We start from the raw sequence: 17,866 nt of genomic DNA, 5'->3' as shown, positions 1-17,866 counted from the left end.
GAGCGGGTACCACATCGCTGCGCGATGTGCAAGCGAACAACCGCGCTGCGCGCGGTTGTTGCGCTCCCGCTCCGCGGGAGCGCTGGCGGGACGCTGCGCGTCCCGCTCAACCTGACTGCTACGCAGTCAGGTTGACGCTCCGTCCGCTGCGCTCCCGGGAGCAGCAGGACTTCGTCCTGGATCCGGCCCTCCGCTGACGCTCCAGGCCAGCCGGGCGGGTCCGCTGTGCTCCCCCGCCCTCAACGGTCCTTCCGGCTGCGCCTCCAGTCCCTTCAGGCCCGCTGACGCGGGCCTGGCTGGCTGCGAGGAGGGGGCTGCTCGTTCGTGTCGAATTTCAGCGTAGTACGTGCCTCCGTTTGATGCAGCATGTAGAGTTGGGAAAAATCAGTCACACCCTCAAGGCTATGTGAGCTCGACAGGGTGATCAGATTCGATGAGGTGGATCGAGTGACGATCAGGGAAAAGATTCCTGATGGGCTTACGCGCAGGGCTCAATATTTCGTCCGAATCCACGGTTACCGGATTCCTGATCCTGGTGTGGAGCAGCACCGGGTCCGGTGGCTGGAGCATGGAATCCCGGCAGCAGAGATTGACCGTGCTGTGGCGTATCAGGAAATCTGGGGCGGGATAGCTCTCCCTCCGTCTCCGCACTACGACGGCGGTCCCAGTTCGCTGAGTGCGGACGTCCCTGAGGGGGCGGAGGCGGAGGGCTGGTGGTTCGGGGCCGGGCTGCAGCGCACCGCGCTTCCCTACGCTTTCATGCTTGGTCCCGAGGGGGAGTTCGGTATCCATGCCGGCACTTGGGTGCCTCTGCATGGGAGCATCGCGGGGTGGGTGGAGTCGGTGGCCCTCGCAGATCATGCCCGCCGGTGCGCCCGCACTATCACCACGGTGACCGGTGAAGCCGTGGAGGCGCTGCAACTCGACGGCTTGGAACCGGTCTTGGAGGTTGCCGGACGTGCAGACACGTGGTGGCGAGGAGCTGACTCTCTTGTGGCCGTCTACCGCGGGGAAGCTGAGTGCATGCTGGCACCGCAGTGCCGAACGGCAACGGTCTACTCCGGGCTCGATGAATGGGGTCTCAAAGGGCTCGGCGCTTAAAAGCTCACCTGCCATCGATGAGACATCGGGTTGCAACGCCGCTTTCGGCAAGAGGAACTGATGACAGGACAGTTTGGAATGCAGAGAATCGTGCTCAGAGAGCACCAGGTGGATGCGACCGCGCGTATCCGTAAGTGGGTCGGATTCCCTGCAAGGTCCTCTGTGCCCGCGGAAGGGGCGCGCGCCACGGTGGTGTCCGCCACGGGGTCCGGCAAGACGATCACTGCTGCGTGGGCTGCGCTGGAGTGTTTCCGTGGCGGGCGGATCCTCGTCATGGTCCCCACCCTCGATCTGCTCGTGCAGACCGTTCAGGCGTGGCGGAGGGTCGGTCACAACGGGCCGATGGTCGGGGTGTGCTCGCTGGAGAAGGACGACGTCCTGGAGCAGCTGGGCGTACGGACCACCACGAACGCGATCCAGTTGGCGCTGTGGGCGGGGCATGGGCCGGTGGTCGTGTTCGCCACGTACGCCTCCCTCGTGGACCGCGACGATCCGGAGGACCCGCTGGGTCAGGGACGCGTTCGCGGGCCGCTGGAGGCGGCTCTGGCGGGCGGAGAGCGGCTGTACGGACAGACGATGGCCCCGTTCGACCTCGCCGTCGTCGACGAAGCCCACTCAACCACCGGTGATCTTGGGCGGCCGTGGGCGGCGATCCACGACAACACCCGCATCCCGGCGGACTTCCGGCTCTACCTGACCGCCACCCCACGCATCCTCGCCTCCCCCCGGCCGCGGAGAGGCAAGGACGGCCAGGAGCTGCAGATCGCCACCATGGCGTCCGACCCGGACGGCCCGTACGGCGAGTGGATCTACGAGCTCGAACTGTCCGAGGCGATCGAACGCGGCATCCTCGCCGGGTTCGAGATCGACGTGCTGGAGATCCACGACCCCTCCCCCGTCCAGGAAGTATCAGAGGAGGCGCAGCGGGGCCGGCGGCTGGCGCTGCTGCAGACCGCGCTCCTGGAGCACGCCGCCGCGCGGAACCTGCGCACGGTCATGACCTTCCACCAACGGGTGGAGGAGGCGATGGCGTTCGCAGAGAAGATGCCGCAGACGGCCGCCGAGCTGTACGCGGCCAAGGTCTCCGACGAAGCTCTGGCCAGCGCGGATTCCCTGCCGAAGTCGTCGATCGACGCGGAGTTCTACCAGCTGGAGGCCGGCCGCCACGTACCGCCGGAGAGGGTGTGGTCGGCATGGCTGTGCGGCGACCACCTCGTCGCTGAGCGGCGCGAAGCCCTACGGCAGTTCGCAGGCGGCATCGACGCCGCGGGCCGCCGCGTACACCGCGCTTTCCTCGCCTCCGTCCGGGTGCTCGGCGAAGGCGTCGACATCGTCGGTGAGCGGGGCGTGGAGGCGGTGTGTTTCGCCGACACCCGCGGCTCCCAGGTGGAGATCGTGCAGAACATCGGCCGGGCCCTGCGCCCGAACCCCGACGGCACGACCAAGGTGGCCAGGATCATCGTGCCCGTCTTCCTGCAGTCCGGTGAGAACCCGACCGACATGGTCGCCTCCGCCTCGTTCGCACCCCTGGTAGCGGTCCTCCAAGGCCTGCGCTCACACTCGGAACGCCTCGTCGAACAGCTCGCCAGCCGGGCGCTGACCAGCGGGCGGCGGCACGTGCACGTGAAGCGGGACGAGGACGGGCGGATCATCGGCACCACCACCGAAGGCGACGGCGGGCAGCACAAGAGCGAGGGCGCAGTCGAGTCAGCGCTGCTGCACTTCTCCACCTCGAGGGACGCGGCGACGATCGCGGCGTTCTTGCGCACCCGGGTGTACCGGCCCGAGTCGTTGGTGTGGCTGGAGGGCTACCAAGCCCTGCTGCGCTGGCGGAAGGACAACCACATCACCGGCCTGTACCCAGTGCCGTACGACACCGAGACCGAGGCCGGCGTCACCAAGGCGTTCCCGCTGGGGCGGTGGGTCCACCAACAGCGGCGCGTGTACCGTGTGGGCGAACTCGATCCCCACCGCAAGATGCTGCTCGACGAAGCCGGGATGGTGTGGGAGCCCGGCGACGAAGCCTGGGAGAACAAACTCGCCGCACTCCGCTCCTTCCACCGCGCCCACGGCCACCTCGCCCCCAGACGCGACGCCGTATGGGGCGACGCCGACAGCGAGCTGGTCCCGGTCGGGGAACACATGGCCAACCTCCGCCGCAAGGACGGCCTCGGCAAGAACCCGCAGCGCGCCGCAGCCCGCGCCGCACAGCTCGCCCAGATCGACCCGGACTGGAACTGCCCCTGGCCACTGGACTGGCAACGCTACTACCGCATCCTCACCGAACTCGCCGCCGACGAACCAGGCGGCGTCCTGCCCGACATCGCCCCCGGCGTCCTCTACGAAGGCGACGACCTCGGCAAATGGCTCCAGCGGCAACGACGCAACTGGGCGGAACTCTCCGAGGAACAGCAGCAACGGCTGACAGCGCTGGGCGTGAAACCCGCCGAACCGCCCGCACCGACCCCGTCCGCGAAGGACGGGGCGAAGGCATCAGCCTTCCAACGCGGTCTGGCGGCCCTCACCCAGTACATCCAGCGCGAGGGCGTTCACAAGGCAGTGCCGAGGGGACACGTCGAACGCGTGGTCATCGACGGCCAGGAACACCAGCACAAGCTCGGCGTATGGATCTCCAACACCAAATCAAGACGCGACAGGCTCACCCACGACCAACGCGCCGCCCTCGCCGAACTCGGAGTCGAGTGGGCCTAGCAGGGGGTCTGTGGGGTCGCTGAAGCGTGGCGTGTCCTGCGGGGCGCCTGAACGCGCCCTCAGCGGTCTGTGTTCTCCTCTCGGATCATCCGTCGGAGGCTCGTGCGTGCTGCCGCCAGATCTGTTTCCAGGCTTCTCACGCGGGCGTGGAGTTGGTGGTTGTCGTCGGTTGTCTGCTGGAGGCTGTCCTCGAGTCGTTGGTTAGTCCGGGTGAGTTCGTCGACGCGTGCGGTCAGGTGCCTGGTATCGAGAGCGTCGAGTTGCTGTCCCAGCTGGTGCTGGATGGCCTGCCCTATCCGGTCTCTGTCTTCCCTCAGGGTCCGGATCTCCTGCCTGGCGAGCTCGAGTTCTGTGCGCAGCGTGGCGGTGGGGCTGCAGGTGCGGTCGGGCGAGGGGGTGGTGGGGTGCTGGCGTTGTTGTGCGGCTTCGATGTGCTCGCGGATGCCTTCGGTGTAGGTGAGCCATGTGGAGACGCCGGCGGTGCGGGCGACCGCGGCGTGGGTGATCTTCTTGCCCTGTTGTTCCAGGGTGGTGAGTGCGGTCAGGGCTCTCTGGCGTTTGTCGAGGCTGGCGCGGCGGCGGGCCTGGGCGAGGGTGTGCGGGTTGCCGCGGGGGTTCATGCCGGGTCGGTCCTGGAGACGACGGTGAGCGGCAGGAGGGTGTGGGTGCCGGCGCGGGCTTTGCGCAGAATTGCGCTGGCCTCCTCGATCTCCTGGCGTTCTGCGGCGGGGAGGGCGGCGAGGCGGCGTCGCATGCGGTCGGTTACCTGCTCGTAGGCGGAGATCTGGGCGGTGAAGGCGGTGATGACGAATTCGGCGGCGTCCATGGCCTGGGCTGTTTCACGGTCGGCGCGCAGTTCGTTGATGTGCTGTTCGATCGCCGGGAGGTAGGAGGGGTCGGGGCGGTAGAACCCGCAGCCGGCGCACTGGAAGCGGATGGGGCACGAGCCGCCTGCGGCTTTGACGTTGCTGGGTTCGGTGCATCCGCCGTAGGGGACGGCGACGGAGCGCAGTTCGTAGGCGGTGTCGGAGCTGGGGCTGGGGCGGCCGTGGTTGTCGACGACGTGGGCGGCGAGCTTGGTGACGGCGTCGCGTTTTCGTTTCAGGGAGACGGTGTAGTAGCGCTGGGTGGTGCTGACGGACTTGTGGTCCATCAGTTCGCGCAGGACGTCGAGAGGGGTTCCGGCGTCGGCTTGGCGTTGTGCGTAGGAGTGGCGGAAGGCGTAGGCGTAGATGAGGGAGCGGTCGAAAGGCAGCGGGTTGCCCTGGGTATCGGTGCCTTCGCCGTGCAGGTGGGGAATGGAGTCGACCCAGCCGCGCTGGGTCTCGCCGAGGTAGCTGGTGTGCAGGTAGGGGCGGGTGGCGAGGTGCGTGAGGGCAGGGAAGAGGTAATCGGCGCCGGTGGGTGGAAGGCTGGTGTGGAGCTGCTCTCGGCGTTCATGCCAGGTACGGATGGCCTGAGCGGTGGACGTGGTGATGGGCAGGCGCCTGCGGTGGCGGCGGCCCTTGTGGTTGTTCCAGACCAGGGAAATCTGGTCGTTGCGGGTCTCCAGGCAGTCACGGGGCAGGGAAAGGACTTCCAGGGGCCGCCGCCCGGTGTCTCTGAGCAGGATGTACAGCGTGCGGTACATCAGCTGCAGGTCTTCGGGGGCGAGAGTGCGCTGGCCGCGGGCCCGCCCCAGGCCGAGGAGGTGGAGGTGGGCGTCGAGCTGGCGGATCACCGGTTCGGGGATCGCCTTGCCGATCTCGTCCTCGTTGGCCTCCTGCTCAGGGATGCGGTGGAGGGCGGGGTCACGGACGAAGGCGGCCGAGAGGGTGTCGGCGGTGCCGGAGCGTCGGCCGTAGTCGATCAGGGCGAAGAAGTGGCTGGCGATGGACATGCGGTAGTTCCAGCCGGCCGGTTCGCCGTCCCGTTTCAGTGCGGTGCGGATCGCGTCGACCACGGCGGTGACGTCGTCGTAGCGCAAGCCTGCGGGGTCGTCGTTTCCCGGGCGCTGCGCGAGAGCCCGGGAGGCGAGTTCGACGCCGCGCAGCGTGCGGGCGAACTCGTCCGCTCCCGGGCGCTGCTGGACGGTCCAGGTGCGCAGCAGGCCGCGCAGCCACGGCTGCCGGATGGTGCGCAGGTCGACGGTCTTGGGCTGCCGGATACCGGCCGGGGTGCGGGAGCGCTGGCCCAGCGCACGCAGGTCCAGGACGTCGCCCTGTGCCGGCGCGGTGCCGGTGTACTCCGCGTGACCCGCCCGGACCGCCGTACGCACGCGGCCGAGCATCCGCAGGACCGCGACAGTGGAGCGAGGGCACATCTGCTGGTCCGTGATGTCGCCGATGAGCGTGCCGGTCTCAGCCAGGTCCCGCACCATGCGGCGGACCTGCGGAGGTTCGAAGATCCGCAGCCACGGGTCCACCTGCTGCAGACCGTAGAGGACCTCCCAGCGCAGCGGTTCGGGCAGCGGCAGGAGACTGAACTGATGCGGGGCAAGATACGGGGGCTGCTGCGCCGCCCACGGCGCCACGGCCGCATCCGGGTGAGTGCGTCGGCGCTCACGGAAACGCTGCGCGTGATGCCGGCAAAGGCCCCGGCCGTACAGGCCCGGCAGCGGGCAGGCGGGAGCCGGGCAGACAGGAACATCCGTGTAGGGGACGGCGGTGTCCTCCCACCGGCCGGCGGCGTTGCGGGTGGTGTGGGTTTTCCACTTCGTGTAGTGGGTGGCGCACAGTTCTTTGCAGTGGCGGGGCCGGACACAGCGCTGCCCGTCCTTCGTGAAACTGCACGGCTCCGGAACACCGCCGAAGGCAACCCGGTTACGCACCGGCACGAAGGCCCGCGCGAACTCCGCGTCGGGCAGCGGCGACCGTTTCTGCTCCTCCTTGCAGAAAGGGCAGAAGATGTTGGCTGGCGAGACCACGGTGTCGCACGCCTCCGTACGACACAGCGCAACCGAGCTGCGCGGCTCGTGGACGCTGCCGGTGAACAGCCAGCAGTCCTGCCGCCATTCACTCGTCCGCCAGGCGGGATCGAGATGACCTCGCAGCCACACAGCCCATCCCCCGCCGTCCAGGTCCCGCGCGCTGTCGGTGTGCGGTGCGGGCAGCCGTGAGAGAGCGGACGGGACACTCATGGGCGCTCCTTCAAGGAGCCGACGCGTTCGACCGCTGCCCGTGCCTCGGCGTCGTCGACGTGCCGGTAGCGCTCCATCGACAATGGAGATGTGTGGCCCAGGAGCCGCTGCACCACATCGCGGTCGACGCCGTCACGCAGCCAGCGGGTCGCCGCCGAGTGACGCAGCATGTGCGGACGGCACGCATGATCGGCGGTGCGCGCCAGCCGATCGAACATCCCCTTGGCGTTCGGGTACGACATCGCCCGGCCCAGCGGCGCACGGAACAGATTCACGAACACCATCTCCGACTCCGCCGCCTCGGCGACATCGTCGCGTTCGTACTGGTAGTCGGTATACAGCGCGACCAGATCGGCGGTGACCGGCACGAAGCGGTGATGCCGGGACTTCGCCAGGGCGCGGTTGGGGTTGTCCATACGGTGGAGGACATGCACGTGCGGACCCTCCACGCCGCAGCCCACCACGCGGGAGGAGGCCAACAGATGCATGTCGCCTCGGTGCAGGCCCAGCGCCTCACCGATCCGCAGCCCCGTACACGCCAGCAACGCGATCAGGAAACGGTCCCGGGCCACTCGGCGCCGCAGCGATCATCCGGCGGATCTGCTCATCGCCGAGGTCCTCATAGCCCGGCTCGGTGACCTTGAAGCGGAACGCGGCCGCCTCCACCTGGCGCCGCTGGCCTGATTCGCCGGTATCGAAGCCGGGTGGGGTGAAGCGCAGCAACTTCGGCTGGGACAGCATCGCCGTCGTATCGGCCGACACCCAGCTGTGCACGGCGCCGAACCGCAGGAACTCCCCCACCACCGTCATGATCGCGTTCGCCGTCCCCCGCGACCGGTAGCGGGCCGGATCCGGCCGCGCCTGGCCGGCCCGGTGCTGGACAGGGGTCTCGATCAGCCACTGCTGCAGTCTGGCCAGATCCAGGAAGCCGGGAGTCCGCCAGTCCAGCCGCCGCATCCTGCAGTAGCTCAAGTACAAAGCGACCCGCCCCGCATAGGCACGCTCGGTGTTCGGCGAACACCCCCGCGCCCTCAACGACGCCAGGAACGCCACCGCCTCGGTGTGCAGGTCGAACGAGCCGGCGTCCACCACCACCCATCGCACCACACCGGTCACCGGAGAAACAGGACGCTCCGCCACAAAGTCGGCATCCACGTGAAAAACACAACCACCGCCCGCAGAACGGAGTACCGCACTCCGGCTAACACCATCCCCCCAGGTGAGAGCCAGAACAAACATCCCTCACCCCTGGCCCTCCCCGAGATAATTCTCGGCAAGGCCAGAGACAGGGATTCGTCGGTTCAGCGCTCATTCTCCAAAGCCGCGTTCAACCCGTAGGCGCCTGCTTGCGACAGCCTGTCGATGATGTCCAGGCATCGGATCCGTTGGGGCCGCGGGCTTTGGCGGTAGAGGCGGAGGACCGCCGAGACCAGGTAGTGGCCGTCCGCTGCTCGGTGGGTTCTCAGGTCGCCGAGGTCTTTGCCCGCGTGCTGGACGATGCGCTCGCAGGCATCAATAGCCACGGCGGGAAGGGGGCCGGTGTGGTCGTAGAGAGCGAAGGCCAGATGTTCGAGGTGGTCCGGGAACGCGTCGCTGTCGAGGAAAGCACTGACGAGTTCGTCGGCTTGCGCAGGAAGCAGGTCGAATACCTGCCGCATGCCCTGGGAGGCGTTCTTTCGCACGTCGGTGTCGTCGTCATTGAACAGCGGGACAAGGTGCGGGTAGTGGTCGATGTTGTTGGCGAAGACTGTTGCCGCCCCACGACGGGCGAGGGCGTTGAGTTCGTGCGTGCTGTTCGGGAGGTCTGGGGTGAGGCATCCCTGGATGGTGGCAACAGCCCAGGACTGGCCGGCGAGTTCGGCCGTATCGCCCGGCCCTTGGAGGGCCCGGGCGAGGTGGGCAGCGAAACGTGAGGATTCACGGACCAGTGTGTTGATGAGCAGCCGTTGGGTGGTGGAGGCGTTGTAGACGTTGGCGTCCTGGTGGTTCAGGAGTTGCTCAGTGGTGTCCAGCGCAATCTGAGGGTCATGCTTCATCAGGGCCAGCACGGCCTGGGCGGCACAGACTCGGACAGCGAGCACAGGGTCGTTGGCGAGGCGGGTGACCAAGGGCGTCAAGGCGTGCAGGTGCTCACTGCCGTGGAAGAGCAGGGCGGCAACGGTGAGCGCTGCCTGGCCGCGGGTGGCGTTCATGCCGGCGGTCAGCAGATCCGTTCGGGTTCCCTCTTCATCGGCGTCGCGGATGTCCTGCTCGGGGTGGGGATCCGTGGTGTAGCTGTCGAGGGCTGGCAGCGAAGCAGCAGTGAAGTTCTGCGGCGCCGACTGCAGGGCGCGGCAGATCGTGGGCGCGGCGGCGGGGCCGAGGATCTGGTGGGTGTGGAGAGCCAACTGCTCCCAACGGTCGGCGTCCAGATGAGGCGTGACCGCTCCCACGATCGCGCACAGGTAGGCGGCTGGTGCGTCCAGGCCAAGCGTGAAGGCGAAGTCGGTAAAGCGCTCGGGTTCCTGCTCCGCGCGGCTGCCCAGGGTCTGAGCGAGTTCGTGAACGCCCCCCTGAGGCGGCCAGAACCGCTCGGCCTGGGGCTTGGCGTACTTGTTCAGGGCTCGGTGCCACTGTTCATTGGTCATGTGCCGGGCCGCATCGTCACTGATCGGCGAGCCGACGAACCCAGTCTGGATTGGTGTCGGTGGCGACGGGACCTGGCCAGGGAACTTGCGTTCCCATTCGGCGAGTCGGCGGCATCCCGCGTCACTACGGCGCGAGGGGCAGATTGCCGACAGCAGCTCGTACTGGCTCCAGCCCCAGGCGCTGTGCTGCCCCTTCTGCCGTCGGCGCTCCCACGCCGGGTAGAAGTCGAGCAGCATCGCGGTCAGACGTTCCAACGTCTCGTCACTGCAGTGAGGCGTGGTTGCCTCGATGAGTTCACGCGAGGCCCAGCGCGCGCTGCCCAGCCAGCCCAGGCGCAGGTTGTGTTCATCGTTCAGGAGCCAGGCGATCGCCTCGTCTGCCTGATTCATGACGGCGTAGACACGGCAAGCGAGGAAGCGCAGCTCTTGAACCGGTGAGGGAGTCAGTTGCCGCAAGGCGTCCGCAGCGGCAGCCGGGGAGTTGGCAGCCAGGGAGCGCAGTGCTGTGTCGAGGGCGGTCAGCAGTGCAGCGTCGACGCCGTGGCCGCCCACAAGGCGGTGAGCCCAACGGCCGCTGGGGGCGTAGGCGTCGGTGCGCCCCGTGCAGCCTGCCGTAGCCACGTCGATGACAAAGGGCAGGACCTGGCTCACGTAGGCTTCCGGCTCGGCCTCCGCGATGCGGGAGAGGACCGTGTCGGCAACCTGCGAATGCGTTGACAAGTGCCCGGATTCGAAGGGGTCATCGGAGCCATCGGCGCGCGCTCGGACAAGGTGACGCCGCAGATAGGCACCTACAAGACGCGCAGCGGGAGCGGGAGCGGTCTCGGCCAAGCCGTAGAGGAGTGACCAGAAGTCACTGTTCACCGCGATGGGTCCACGCGCCTCGTCCGCATGTCCGCTCTCGACCAGGTCGACGGCGAGGTCGATAAGGTCGGGCGTGAGCGCCCACTCAATCAGCCGCAGAAGCCGCTGTCCCCACTGTGGCGTGGTGCCCACATACGGTCGCACCAGCTCCGCAACACGCTCGGGTCGGTGGCGCGCGACGGCCAGCAGTTCAGGGAACGCAGCATCCGCACTCTGCAGCGTGCCCAGCCAGCGTTCCCACCTCTGATCGTGGTCGGCGGCGTCGAACCACTGCGGCAGGGCGAGCAGACCTCGTACCTTGCCCGCCACAGGCGTCTGACACGCCGGTACGCAGCTATTTTCGGTGGGCTCCAGGCGCGCGCCGGGAGATGGGGATCTTAGCCGGGGTCGCGTTAGCGGCCGTCGTGCTCGGCAACGGTGGCGTGGCCTCGGGGGGCGGGAGCAGCCCGCGGCCGCAGTCGACGGTGCAGTATCCGATCACGTTCGATGCGCCGGCCATGAAGGCGCCGCGACCGCAGCCCACGGTGTCGTACCCGATTCCGTGGGTGCGCGAGGACGGTGCCCGGTGACGCGGCGACGCTCGACGCCGCCGACACGGCGGCGCCCTGGCCGACGGAACAAGCGGCAGCAGCAGGCACAGGCGCAGCTGACCGGCCTGGCGGTCGGCGCGGTCGTGATGTTCAGCCTGGTCGTAGGGGTGGTCAACTGGCTGCTGGCGCACTGGTGGCTGCTCGTCATCGCCGGGGTGCTCGCCGTGCTGGCGGGCATCGGCTGGTTCCACAACCGGCAGCAGCAGGCCCGGTGGGAGGCCGTTCGCACGCAAGCCCCGCGCTACGGGCTGCCGCAGCTGGACGCCCTGCACCACGCCCGGTTCGAGGACGCGGTACGGGACCTGATGCACCGGGACGGCTGCCAGGACGCTCAGCGCGTCGGCGGCCGCGGCGACCTGGGCGACGTGAAGGCAACCGACCCGTTCGGGCGGCATTGGGTGATCCAGTGCAAACACCGCCGCAACGGCGCCCGCGGTTCAGCGGTGGGCACGCCGGATCTGCAGGTCCTCAACGGCACCGCCAGGCAGGTCCACGGAGCGGACGTCGCCGTCATCGTGACGAACGGGCGCGTGACCGCACCGGCCGTCGCCTTCGCCAACCAGCAGCGGCTCCATGTGGTGGACCGCCAGACGCTGGCGGTATGGGCATCGGGCTCACGCCCACTATGGGAGCTCCTGCGGGCAGTCCCGCCTCCCGACGGCCAACTCCCCTGATCTGAGCAGGAGGCCGATGAACCAGAACCCACTCTCACCTACGAAGCCAAGCGGCTGACTGCCGATTCGGACGCCGACGTCGTCACCCTTCTCGCACCCCGCGCAGACGACAGCGCCTGACTCCTGGGTCATCACACCTCGGTGGCCCCACGGTGGCGGGGCGGTTGCGTTCGACTGCGCCGCTCAGCACGGCCTGATGTCGCGCTGCGGCAGCACATCTCTCCGAGCCGGGACCGGCACCAAGCCGCACCTGACTCGGCCTCAACCGGCGGTGCCCATGTCCTCTGCGCGTTTGACGACGGCCATACGGTAGGCCGCCAGTTCGTTCAGGGATCTGCGGACGTCCTCGCCCACTGAGGCCGTGAGGTCCCGGCGCGCCTGCAGTGCGGTGGAGGGCAGCCGGGTCCGCAGGGCGCATTCGCCGTCGGCTACGGCGACCGCCGTTTCCCGTTTGCGGAAGGCGGGAGTGCCACCGGTCCTGCGAAACTCGTCCTGCAGAGAACGGTATGCGGCCTCCGGGCCGGCGTGCGCGTGGCCTCGGGCGGACATGCAGGTGCGCCACCGCTTCAGGGCCGAGCGGTAGGCCGGTGCGGTCAGGGAGCGGTCGGACAACTGGATGTCGACGGCCTCGGGCGTGTAGGCGATGCGGACCCACAGAGTGGCGTCTCCCGCCAGACGGCGTCTGCTGTCGGCCTCGCAGCCCTCCTGGGGAACGCGGAAGCGTCCTCTGCCCGGAACCTCCACGGTTGCCTTGCGGTTGTCGGGACCGAAGAGGGCCAGATCGAAGCGGCGTTGGTCCTTGGGTGGCAGCGTCGAGTAGTACCGGTCGACGGCCGAGGACGGCTTGTTCGCGTTGGCGGGGTCCGACGCGATGCCGTACCCGATCTCCTTCCGGCGCGCCAGTTCCACGACCGCCGCGTCGTCCGCCGGGTCGGGCGGTGGCTCGGCGGAACCGGCCGGGTAGGAGAACCCGCGCTCCTCCATGCACTGGCGGGTCAGTTGGTTGAGCGCCGACTGGATGACTCGCTCGGTCTTGGGCCAGGTGCCCGATCGGGTGGCCATATCGACCGCGGATGCGCTGAGCTGCCCGTTCTCCGGCAGGCCGGAGGGTCTGGGCAGTGGTGTGACCGCCGGGGCGGCTGACTGCGACGGTGCGCAACCAGCTGCCCCGGCGGCGACCACCAGCGCGAGGCACAGGCTTCGCGCCAGATGCTTCATGGCAAACTGCACCACCGGTTCGAGCTGATGGCGTCGTTGAACGCCGGGTCGTTGTAGCCGGTAGCGAAGTCGGCGACCTCGTCGCCCCTGCTGAGGCTGTGCCACCGGCCGCCGTAGCCGGCGTTGGTGAAGAAGTAGACGGTGCACTGCGTACCGCGGTTGGCGATCGAGCTGACGCAGTCGTTCCACGTTCCCGGGTACGCGGTACATCCGGAGCTGTTGCTCAGGTTCATGAAGTTGGTGTTGTTCCCGGCGACCTTGCCCATGGTGCCGCGGTAGCCGCTGTGCACCCAGAAGCAGGCGTAGGTCGAGGGACAGTCGCCCAGAGCGTTGATTCCGACCTCGCCGGACGCGGCGCTGGGAGTGGCGGCGGAGGCGACGGGGGCGGACGCCAGCAGTGCGGCAGCTCCCAATAGGGCAGCGAGTTTCCGTCTCACGGGGGTTCCCTTCCGTACAGCTGATGCGGAGGCTTCGTCCGCGGTGGACGGGACATAGGTTGTCCGCCTCACGCGTGGCCGTCGTTGTCCTCGAGCGCACAGTTGTTGGCGTGGAACGCACTGTCGTGTGCGTGGCTCCTCCACTTGACTGTGTGCGGGGATTCGATCGCTGCGAATTGGGGGGAACGAGGTTGGAGGCGACGGTCATCGACACCGGTGAACTCGTGGTGGGGGAACGCGCCGATGCCTGGGTCGAGGTCATGGCCATGGCGCAGGTGACGCAGCGCACCCGGTTTCTCGACGGAGCGGGCTTCAAGGGACGTATAACAGTGATGCCTTTGGGGACCGGCCAGATAACCGACCTCTCTCATGCCTCAGTAGTGGCGCAGAGGACGCCCCGACTCGTCAGGCAGTCGGACCCGGAGTTGTATCACGCGGCGCTCGTCACGGCCGGGGAGGTGGGTATCGAACAATACCGGCAGAATTCCCTTCTCCAGCGCGGGGACATAGGGTTCTTCGACAGTTCCCAGCCGTTCGAGAGCTTCACCGGAGACACTGCGACCAGGACGATCGTTTTCCAGTTCCCGAAGAAGCTCCTGCCCATTCCGGAGCGGCGATTCACCAGCCTGTGCGGGCTGTCGCTGTCGACGACGGAGGGCGTCGGCCGCCTCTTCGCCCAGTTCATGGCGGGGGTCGCCGAACAATACGGCGCCTGTACGCCCCGGGACGCGGCCACCCTGCAGGACACGCTCCTCGGTCTGCTGACGGCGGCATTGCGGCACCATCTCGACGGCGACTCGCCCCTGTGGGACGAGTCGGGCAGGAACACGTTGTTCCTCCGTATCACCTCCTACATCGACAACCATCTCGCGGACCCCGATCTCGGGCCCGAAGCCATCGCCTCCGCCCAGTGCATATCGGTGCGTTATCTGCACCGGATCTTCCAGCAGAACGGCACGACGCCCAGAGCCTTCATACGGCAGCAGCGGCTGGAGAACTGCCGCCGGGACCTGGCCGATCCCGCACTGCGGCACCTGTCCGTTCATGCCATCGCCTGCAGGTGGGGCTATCCCCAGGCCGATACATTTTCGCGCGCTTTCCGTTCCTTCACCGGGATGTCTCCCAGTGAGTACCGCGTCAGCATGGGTACTTCGCGGGACAGAAGCGCTACCGGCAGTGTCCGGTGACAATCTTCATGCGGCGAAGGCGGCGGCCGCGGGGATCGAGGGCCGCCGCCTCAGCAGACCTGTGGCCGGACGGCCGGCGCATCCGTCGACGATGTGGTCGCCCCGTCCCCGTACCGAGGACCACGAGGACGTCGCGGACATCCTGGAGCAGCTGGCGGCCGCCGCCCTGCGCCAGGCCGTCGATGCAGAGTCGGCGCGCACCGCCGACATGTAGCGCGCCGCACCGCCCGGTTGCGGTGCGGGTGGTGCGCGCACCACGGCCGGCTGGCGCGCACCGCACCGCGCACCACCCACACCGCGCACCGCACCTGGTGCGCACCGGAACCCGGCCGGGTGCCTATATCACACACCCCCTTGTCCGCGACCTGATCGGCGGCCGGGACGGAGGCTGACAAGGGGAAACGTGCCGGGTAGCGAGGCTGGTCCAGGAACGACGCGCGCCCGGCCGAACCTGGCCAAGGTTCGGCCGGGCGGCATGCGCACCGGTGCGGTGCAGAACATCGAGTGCGGCGCATCGTGGAGCGCGCTGGAACGCCGGGCATCGTCATCCGGTGCGCACCAGAGTGGAGTCGACTGGATGTCGCGCATCGGATGTTCCGCACCCGATGTCGTGCATCGCGCACTGGATGCAGAACATCGTGCGGTGCACTGAGTGGACGATGCGCGACATGGTCACCACAGCCAGGCGGTGGAGTGCCGCACCCGGGACAGGGCACGAGCGTCACGGCGCGCGGCCGCGTTGCCGACGCGGTTCTGCCGGGACCGGGGCCGGCGCGACTGTCCGGCGGCGAAGCGGCGGCGTCCGGCGTCCTGGAGTCGCCTGCGCTGCTTGCGCAGCTCCTGCTTCTTCTCCGCCTTCGACTTCGGCTTCCGGGGCCGCTTCCAGATCGGCTCCCACGGCGGCGGCTCATCGAGCACGGCGGCCAGCTCCTTGGAGGCTTCGCGGGCGCGAGCGAGGACGTCCTCGAGGCTGGGTTCTTCCGGGGTGCTCATGCCCGCCACCTACGACGACAGCACGGCGGCCGCCGACCTCATCAGCTACCCGCGCGGCGGCGAGCCGCCCGCCCTGATCCCCGCCGACCGGCTCGCGCGGGGTCTGCGAGGTCTTCCTGTCGACACACCCGAAGAGGCGCCCGTGTCGCTACACCGTGCTGTACGACCCCGAAGGACGCATCGACGCGGAGCTGCCGCTCGATCGCACCACGCACGAGCGTGTCGCCCGTGCCGTGCTTGCGTGGTCCGATCCCGACGCGCCGGCCCGATGACTACGAACAGGTCGGGCTGCTGCTCGCCGGAGCCGCCCGCGCGGTCGCCGACGACGTCCGCGCGCTCGCGGTCAGCCTGCCCGAGGACGACGGCCGGCGGCTGTTCGCCGAATTCGTGATGGGCCAGGCCGACGACTGCCTGGCGCGGCCCTCGCGGAACCTGCTCCGCGTCAGGGACCGGGCCCGTACGCTGCGGGCACTGTACGAGCGGCTGGACCGGCTCCAAGGCACCGCTCCTGCTGCGGAGGCGATCACCACGGCCTCCCCCTGATCGTCGCCCGGCGCCGCCTCCCCCGTCGGCTCCGGGCGACCCCCACGAAGCCCCCGGCGACCGCTGCGAATCAGCGGCCGCCGGGGGCTTCTCCTTTGATCTCGCCCGTGTGCCTCGCTTGAGGGCCTGCTGATCAGTAGTCGTCGTCCGGCATGGGGTCGCCAGCCCTGAGCGCAGCACAACGAGTGCAGGTGCGGCTGTGACAGGTGTCTTCCCTCGCGTTGCGCCGGTACTCGGCACAGTGCGGCTGCCGCCATGGGTAGGGCACTGCGTCTACCGCCGTCTGGGCAGCCGCCCGGGCCTCGGCGAGCGCGTTCGGGCTGTCCTGGTCGTCCAGGAGCCGCAGCGCGCGGTGCAGGGCCTCGCGGGCTGCCGTGGTGTCGGGGGCGCGGCGGGCGGTTTAGGACACGTGAACTCCTCAGTGGCAGCGCCGAGTCGAGCCTAGACGGTTGTTTCCATGGTGATGTCGCGACTCGCACCGGCGGACACGGGTTCGGCGGGCCCGGTGCCGCTCATCGCCGCAGCCTCGCCGGGAAACGGTGGGGGAGGGCGCGGGGTGGGGAAGAACGGCGGAGCCCCGCCGCTCGGGCGGTGCGCGAGGCGGCGGGGTGGTCGGCCGTGCGGCGGTGGGGCCGAAGGGTGCGGTTCGGGAATCCGTACGGCAGTCCCAGGAGCAGCCGCGGCGGTTCAGGAACGGACTACGGCAGCTTCACGAACGGCGACAGGAAGGCACGGGCGCCCGGGGTGTCCAGGCGGTACGTCACGTTGGTCGCGTAGCAGGGCGTGTCGCCCGTGATGGTGGTGGCGGCCAGCACGGTCCGGCCGCCGAGCATCGCGAAGTTGGGGCCACCCGAATCTCCGTAGCAGGCACCGCCGTTGCCCTGTGGGGCGGTCATCGCAAGGCGGACCCAGGAGTTGTTGAGGGCGTCGAAGGTGACCGGCGCCTTCATACGGACGCCGCCGCCGGGGTGGGTCTGGCCGCCGGGGCCGTTGACGGCCTCCTGGGTGCCGTATCCGGCGACGAACCAGTCGGTGGAGTTCAGGCCCTGGGGGCCGAGCTTGCCGAGCTGGTCGGCCGTGGGCAGCGTGGCCGGCGTGAAGGTCCAGCGGGCCTTGACCTGCGCTGCGGGCAGCTCGATCACCGAGATGTCGTGCGTGTCGGACGCGGGCCCGGGGTAGTCGGGGTGGCTGTGGGCGGTGCCCTGGACGGCGACGGCGTTCGCCTGCGCGGCCGGGTCGCCCGGGTACTTCTTCGCGGCGGCGTCGAGGCCGGACTGCACGTCCTGGTCCAGTGACACGTAGAACTTGACGTTGTCGGGCCAGTCGGTGGTGCAGTGCGCGGCGGTCAGGAAGGTGTCCGCGTCAATCATGGTGCCGGAGCAGACCCAGTCGACCCGGTCCGGGGTCGCGGGGTTGTCGTCGTTGTCCCAGGTGGCCACGAGCGCGCCGACCTCGGTGCGTTCCGGGGCGGGCGTGGCGTTGTAGGAGTTGATGGCCGAGGACGGTACCGCGGTGGCGAGTACCGCGGCGCAGGCGGCCGCGAGGACGGCGGTGGCGCGTACAGGAGTCAAGAGAACGGGGCCCTTCGGTGGACGGGACGGATGTTCTCCTGTGGGGGGTGAGCAGCGCCAGTGAACCCTGCGGCAAGATCCGTGGCAAGGCCGTGCCCGCAGGTCGAGGGGTTTCCCTAGTAGGGCGCGCGGGTGGTCTACGCGGCGGCTTCGGTGTCGGTCAGGTTCAGCACCTGCGTCTGGCGGACGTCGCCGCTGTACCGACCGGCGGCGGCCGTGACGGTGTCTGGG

At 68.9% G+C, this 17,866-nt stretch carries 15 protein-coding genes; 6 read left to right on the top strand and 9 right to left on the bottom strand.

The genetic code is table 11. The features are described 5' to 3' along the window. Positions 1 to 420 precede the first annotated feature (420 nt). On the top strand, positions 421 to 1,101 hold the full coding sequence (locus CLM62_RS37160; RefSeq protein WP_257004314.1) for a hypothetical protein: 681 nt from the start codon (positions 421 to 423) through the stop codon (positions 1,099 to 1,101). A 78-nt stretch (positions 1,102 to 1,179) separates the two neighbouring features. Continuing rightward, the gene (locus CLM62_RS37155; protein WP_095754296.1) at positions 1,180 to 3,813 is read left to right on the top strand and encodes a DEAD/DEAH box helicase; all 2,634 of its coding nucleotides are present in this window, start codon (positions 1,180 to 1,182) and stop codon (positions 3,811 to 3,813) included. Between the two features lie 59 nt (positions 3,814 to 3,872). Here CLM62_RS37155 and CLM62_RS37150 read toward each other — a convergent pair whose 3' ends face one another. From CLM62_RS37150 to CLM62_RS37135, 5 genes are all read right to left on the bottom strand, one after another. Next, the gene (locus tag CLM62_RS37150; RefSeq protein WP_179382397.1) at positions 3,873 to 4,433 is read right to left on the bottom strand and encodes a DUF6262 family protein; all 561 of its coding nucleotides are present in this window, start codon (positions 4,431 to 4,433) and stop codon (positions 3,873 to 3,875) included. After that, entirely contained in the window at positions 4,430 to 6,931 is a 2,502-nt protein-coding gene (locus tag CLM62_RS37145) for a site-specific integrase (protein WP_257004312.1), read from the bottom strand. Before CLM62_RS37145 ends, CLM62_RS37150 begins: the two co-directional genes overlap by 4 nt. Continuing rightward, positions 6,928 to 7,503: a tyrosine-type recombinase/integrase gene (locus CLM62_RS52275; RefSeq protein ID WP_257004311.1), complete on the bottom strand. Its 576-nt coding sequence runs from the start codon at positions 7,501 to 7,503 to the stop codon at positions 6,928 to 6,930. The genes CLM62_RS37145 and CLM62_RS52275 overlap by 4 nt, the downstream gene beginning before the upstream one ends. Continuing rightward, positions 7,445 to 8,086, bottom strand: coding sequence for a hypothetical protein (locus CLM62_RS52270; protein ID WP_257004309.1), 642 nt, complete (start codon positions 8,084 to 8,086; stop codon positions 7,445 to 7,447). Before CLM62_RS52270 ends, CLM62_RS52275 begins: the two co-directional genes overlap by 59 nt. A gap of 146 nt (positions 8,087 to 8,232) precedes the next feature. Beyond that, positions 8,233 to 10,731 carry a hypothetical protein gene (locus CLM62_RS37135; RefSeq protein ID WP_257004308.1) on the bottom strand — a complete coding sequence of 833 codons (2,499 nt, stop codon included), beginning with the start codon at positions 10,729 to 10,731 and terminating at the stop codon, positions 8,233 to 8,235. A gap of 256 nt (positions 10,732 to 10,987) precedes the next feature. On the opposite strand from CLM62_RS37135, the gene CLM62_RS37125 reads away from it, so the two are divergent. Then, entirely contained in the window at positions 10,988 to 11,686 is a 699-nt protein-coding gene (locus CLM62_RS37125; RefSeq protein WP_095754295.1) for a restriction endonuclease, read from the top strand. A gap of 261 nt (positions 11,687 to 11,947) precedes the next feature. Here the strand turns inward: CLM62_RS37125 and CLM62_RS37120 are convergent, their stop codons facing one another. Continuing rightward, the gene (locus tag CLM62_RS37120) at positions 11,948 to 12,748 is read right to left on the bottom strand and encodes a hypothetical protein (RefSeq protein WP_095754294.1); all 801 of its coding nucleotides are present in this window, start codon (positions 12,746 to 12,748) and stop codon (positions 11,948 to 11,950) included. 152 nt (positions 12,749 to 12,900) lie between these two features. Further along, positions 12,901 to 13,341: a peptidase inhibitor family I36 protein gene (locus CLM62_RS37115; RefSeq protein ID WP_179382396.1), complete on the bottom strand. Its 441-nt coding sequence runs from the start codon at positions 13,339 to 13,341 to the stop codon at positions 12,901 to 12,903. A gap of 191 nt (positions 13,342 to 13,532) precedes the next feature. Between CLM62_RS37115 and CLM62_RS37110 the strand changes: the two genes are divergently transcribed. Both CLM62_RS37110 and CLM62_RS37105 read left to right on the top strand, forming a co-directional pair. Continuing rightward, positions 13,533 to 14,528, top strand: a complete 996-nt coding sequence (locus tag CLM62_RS37110; RefSeq protein WP_179382395.1) for a helix-turn-helix domain-containing protein — start codon at positions 13,533 to 13,535, stop codon at positions 14,526 to 14,528. Further along, positions 14,518 to 14,742, top strand: a complete 225-nt coding sequence (locus CLM62_RS37105; RefSeq protein WP_095754292.1) for a hypothetical protein — start codon at positions 14,518 to 14,520, stop codon at positions 14,740 to 14,742. The genes CLM62_RS37110 and CLM62_RS37105 overlap by 11 nt, the downstream gene beginning before the upstream one ends. A 458-nt stretch (positions 14,743 to 15,200) precedes the next feature. Here the strand turns inward: CLM62_RS37105 and CLM62_RS37100 are convergent, their stop codons facing one another. After that, complete coding sequence (locus CLM62_RS37100) at positions 15,201 to 15,521, bottom strand: hypothetical protein (protein WP_095754301.1); 321 nt, start codon at positions 15,519 to 15,521, stop codon at positions 15,201 to 15,203. A gap of 237 nt (positions 15,522 to 15,758) precedes the next feature. Here CLM62_RS37100 and CLM62_RS37095 point away from each other — a divergent pair, with 237 nt between their 5' ends. Next, positions 15,759 to 16,064: a hypothetical protein gene (locus tag CLM62_RS37095; RefSeq protein WP_257004307.1), complete on the top strand. Its 306-nt coding sequence runs from the start codon at positions 15,759 to 15,761 to the stop codon at positions 16,062 to 16,064. Between the two features lie 698 nt (positions 16,065 to 16,762). Here the strand turns inward: CLM62_RS37095 and CLM62_RS37090 are convergent. Then, on the bottom strand, positions 16,763 to 17,635 hold the full coding sequence (locus tag CLM62_RS37090) for a trypsin-like serine protease (RefSeq protein ID WP_095754291.1): 873 nt from the start codon (positions 17,633 to 17,635) through the stop codon (positions 16,763 to 16,765). Positions 17,636 to 17,866: the final 231 nt, after the last annotated feature.

This window comes from Streptomyces sp. SA15, assembly GCF_002291145.1.
Lineage (GTDB): Bacteria > Actinomycetota > Actinomycetes > Streptomycetales > Streptomycetaceae > Streptomyces.
The sequence above is the reverse complement of the archived record's forward strand: the minus strand, read 5'-3'. Positions and strand labels throughout refer to the sequence as shown.

What these genes read in the sequence shown, in the direction of transcription:
- CLM62_RS37100 (WP_095754301.1), bottom strand. Translation starts at nt 15,521, where the DNA reads ATGAGCACCCCGGAAGAACCCAGCCTCGAGGACGTCCTCGCTCGCGCC.
- CLM62_RS37150 (WP_179382397.1), bottom strand. Translation starts at nt 4,433, where the DNA reads ATGAACCCCCGCGGCAACCCGCACACCCTCGCCCAGGCCCGCCGCCGC.
- CLM62_RS37120 (WP_095754294.1), bottom strand. Translation starts at nt 12,748, where the DNA reads ATGGCCACCCGATCGGGCACCTGGCCCAAGACCGAGCGAGTCATCCAG.
- CLM62_RS37145 (WP_257004312.1), bottom strand. Translation starts at nt 6,931, where the DNA reads ATGAGTGTCCCGTCCGCTCTCTCACGGCTGCCCGCACCGCACACCGAC.
- CLM62_RS37155 (WP_095754296.1), top strand. Translation starts at nt 1,180, where the DNA reads ATGCAGAGAATCGTGCTCAGAGAGCACCAGGTGGATGCGACCGCGCGT.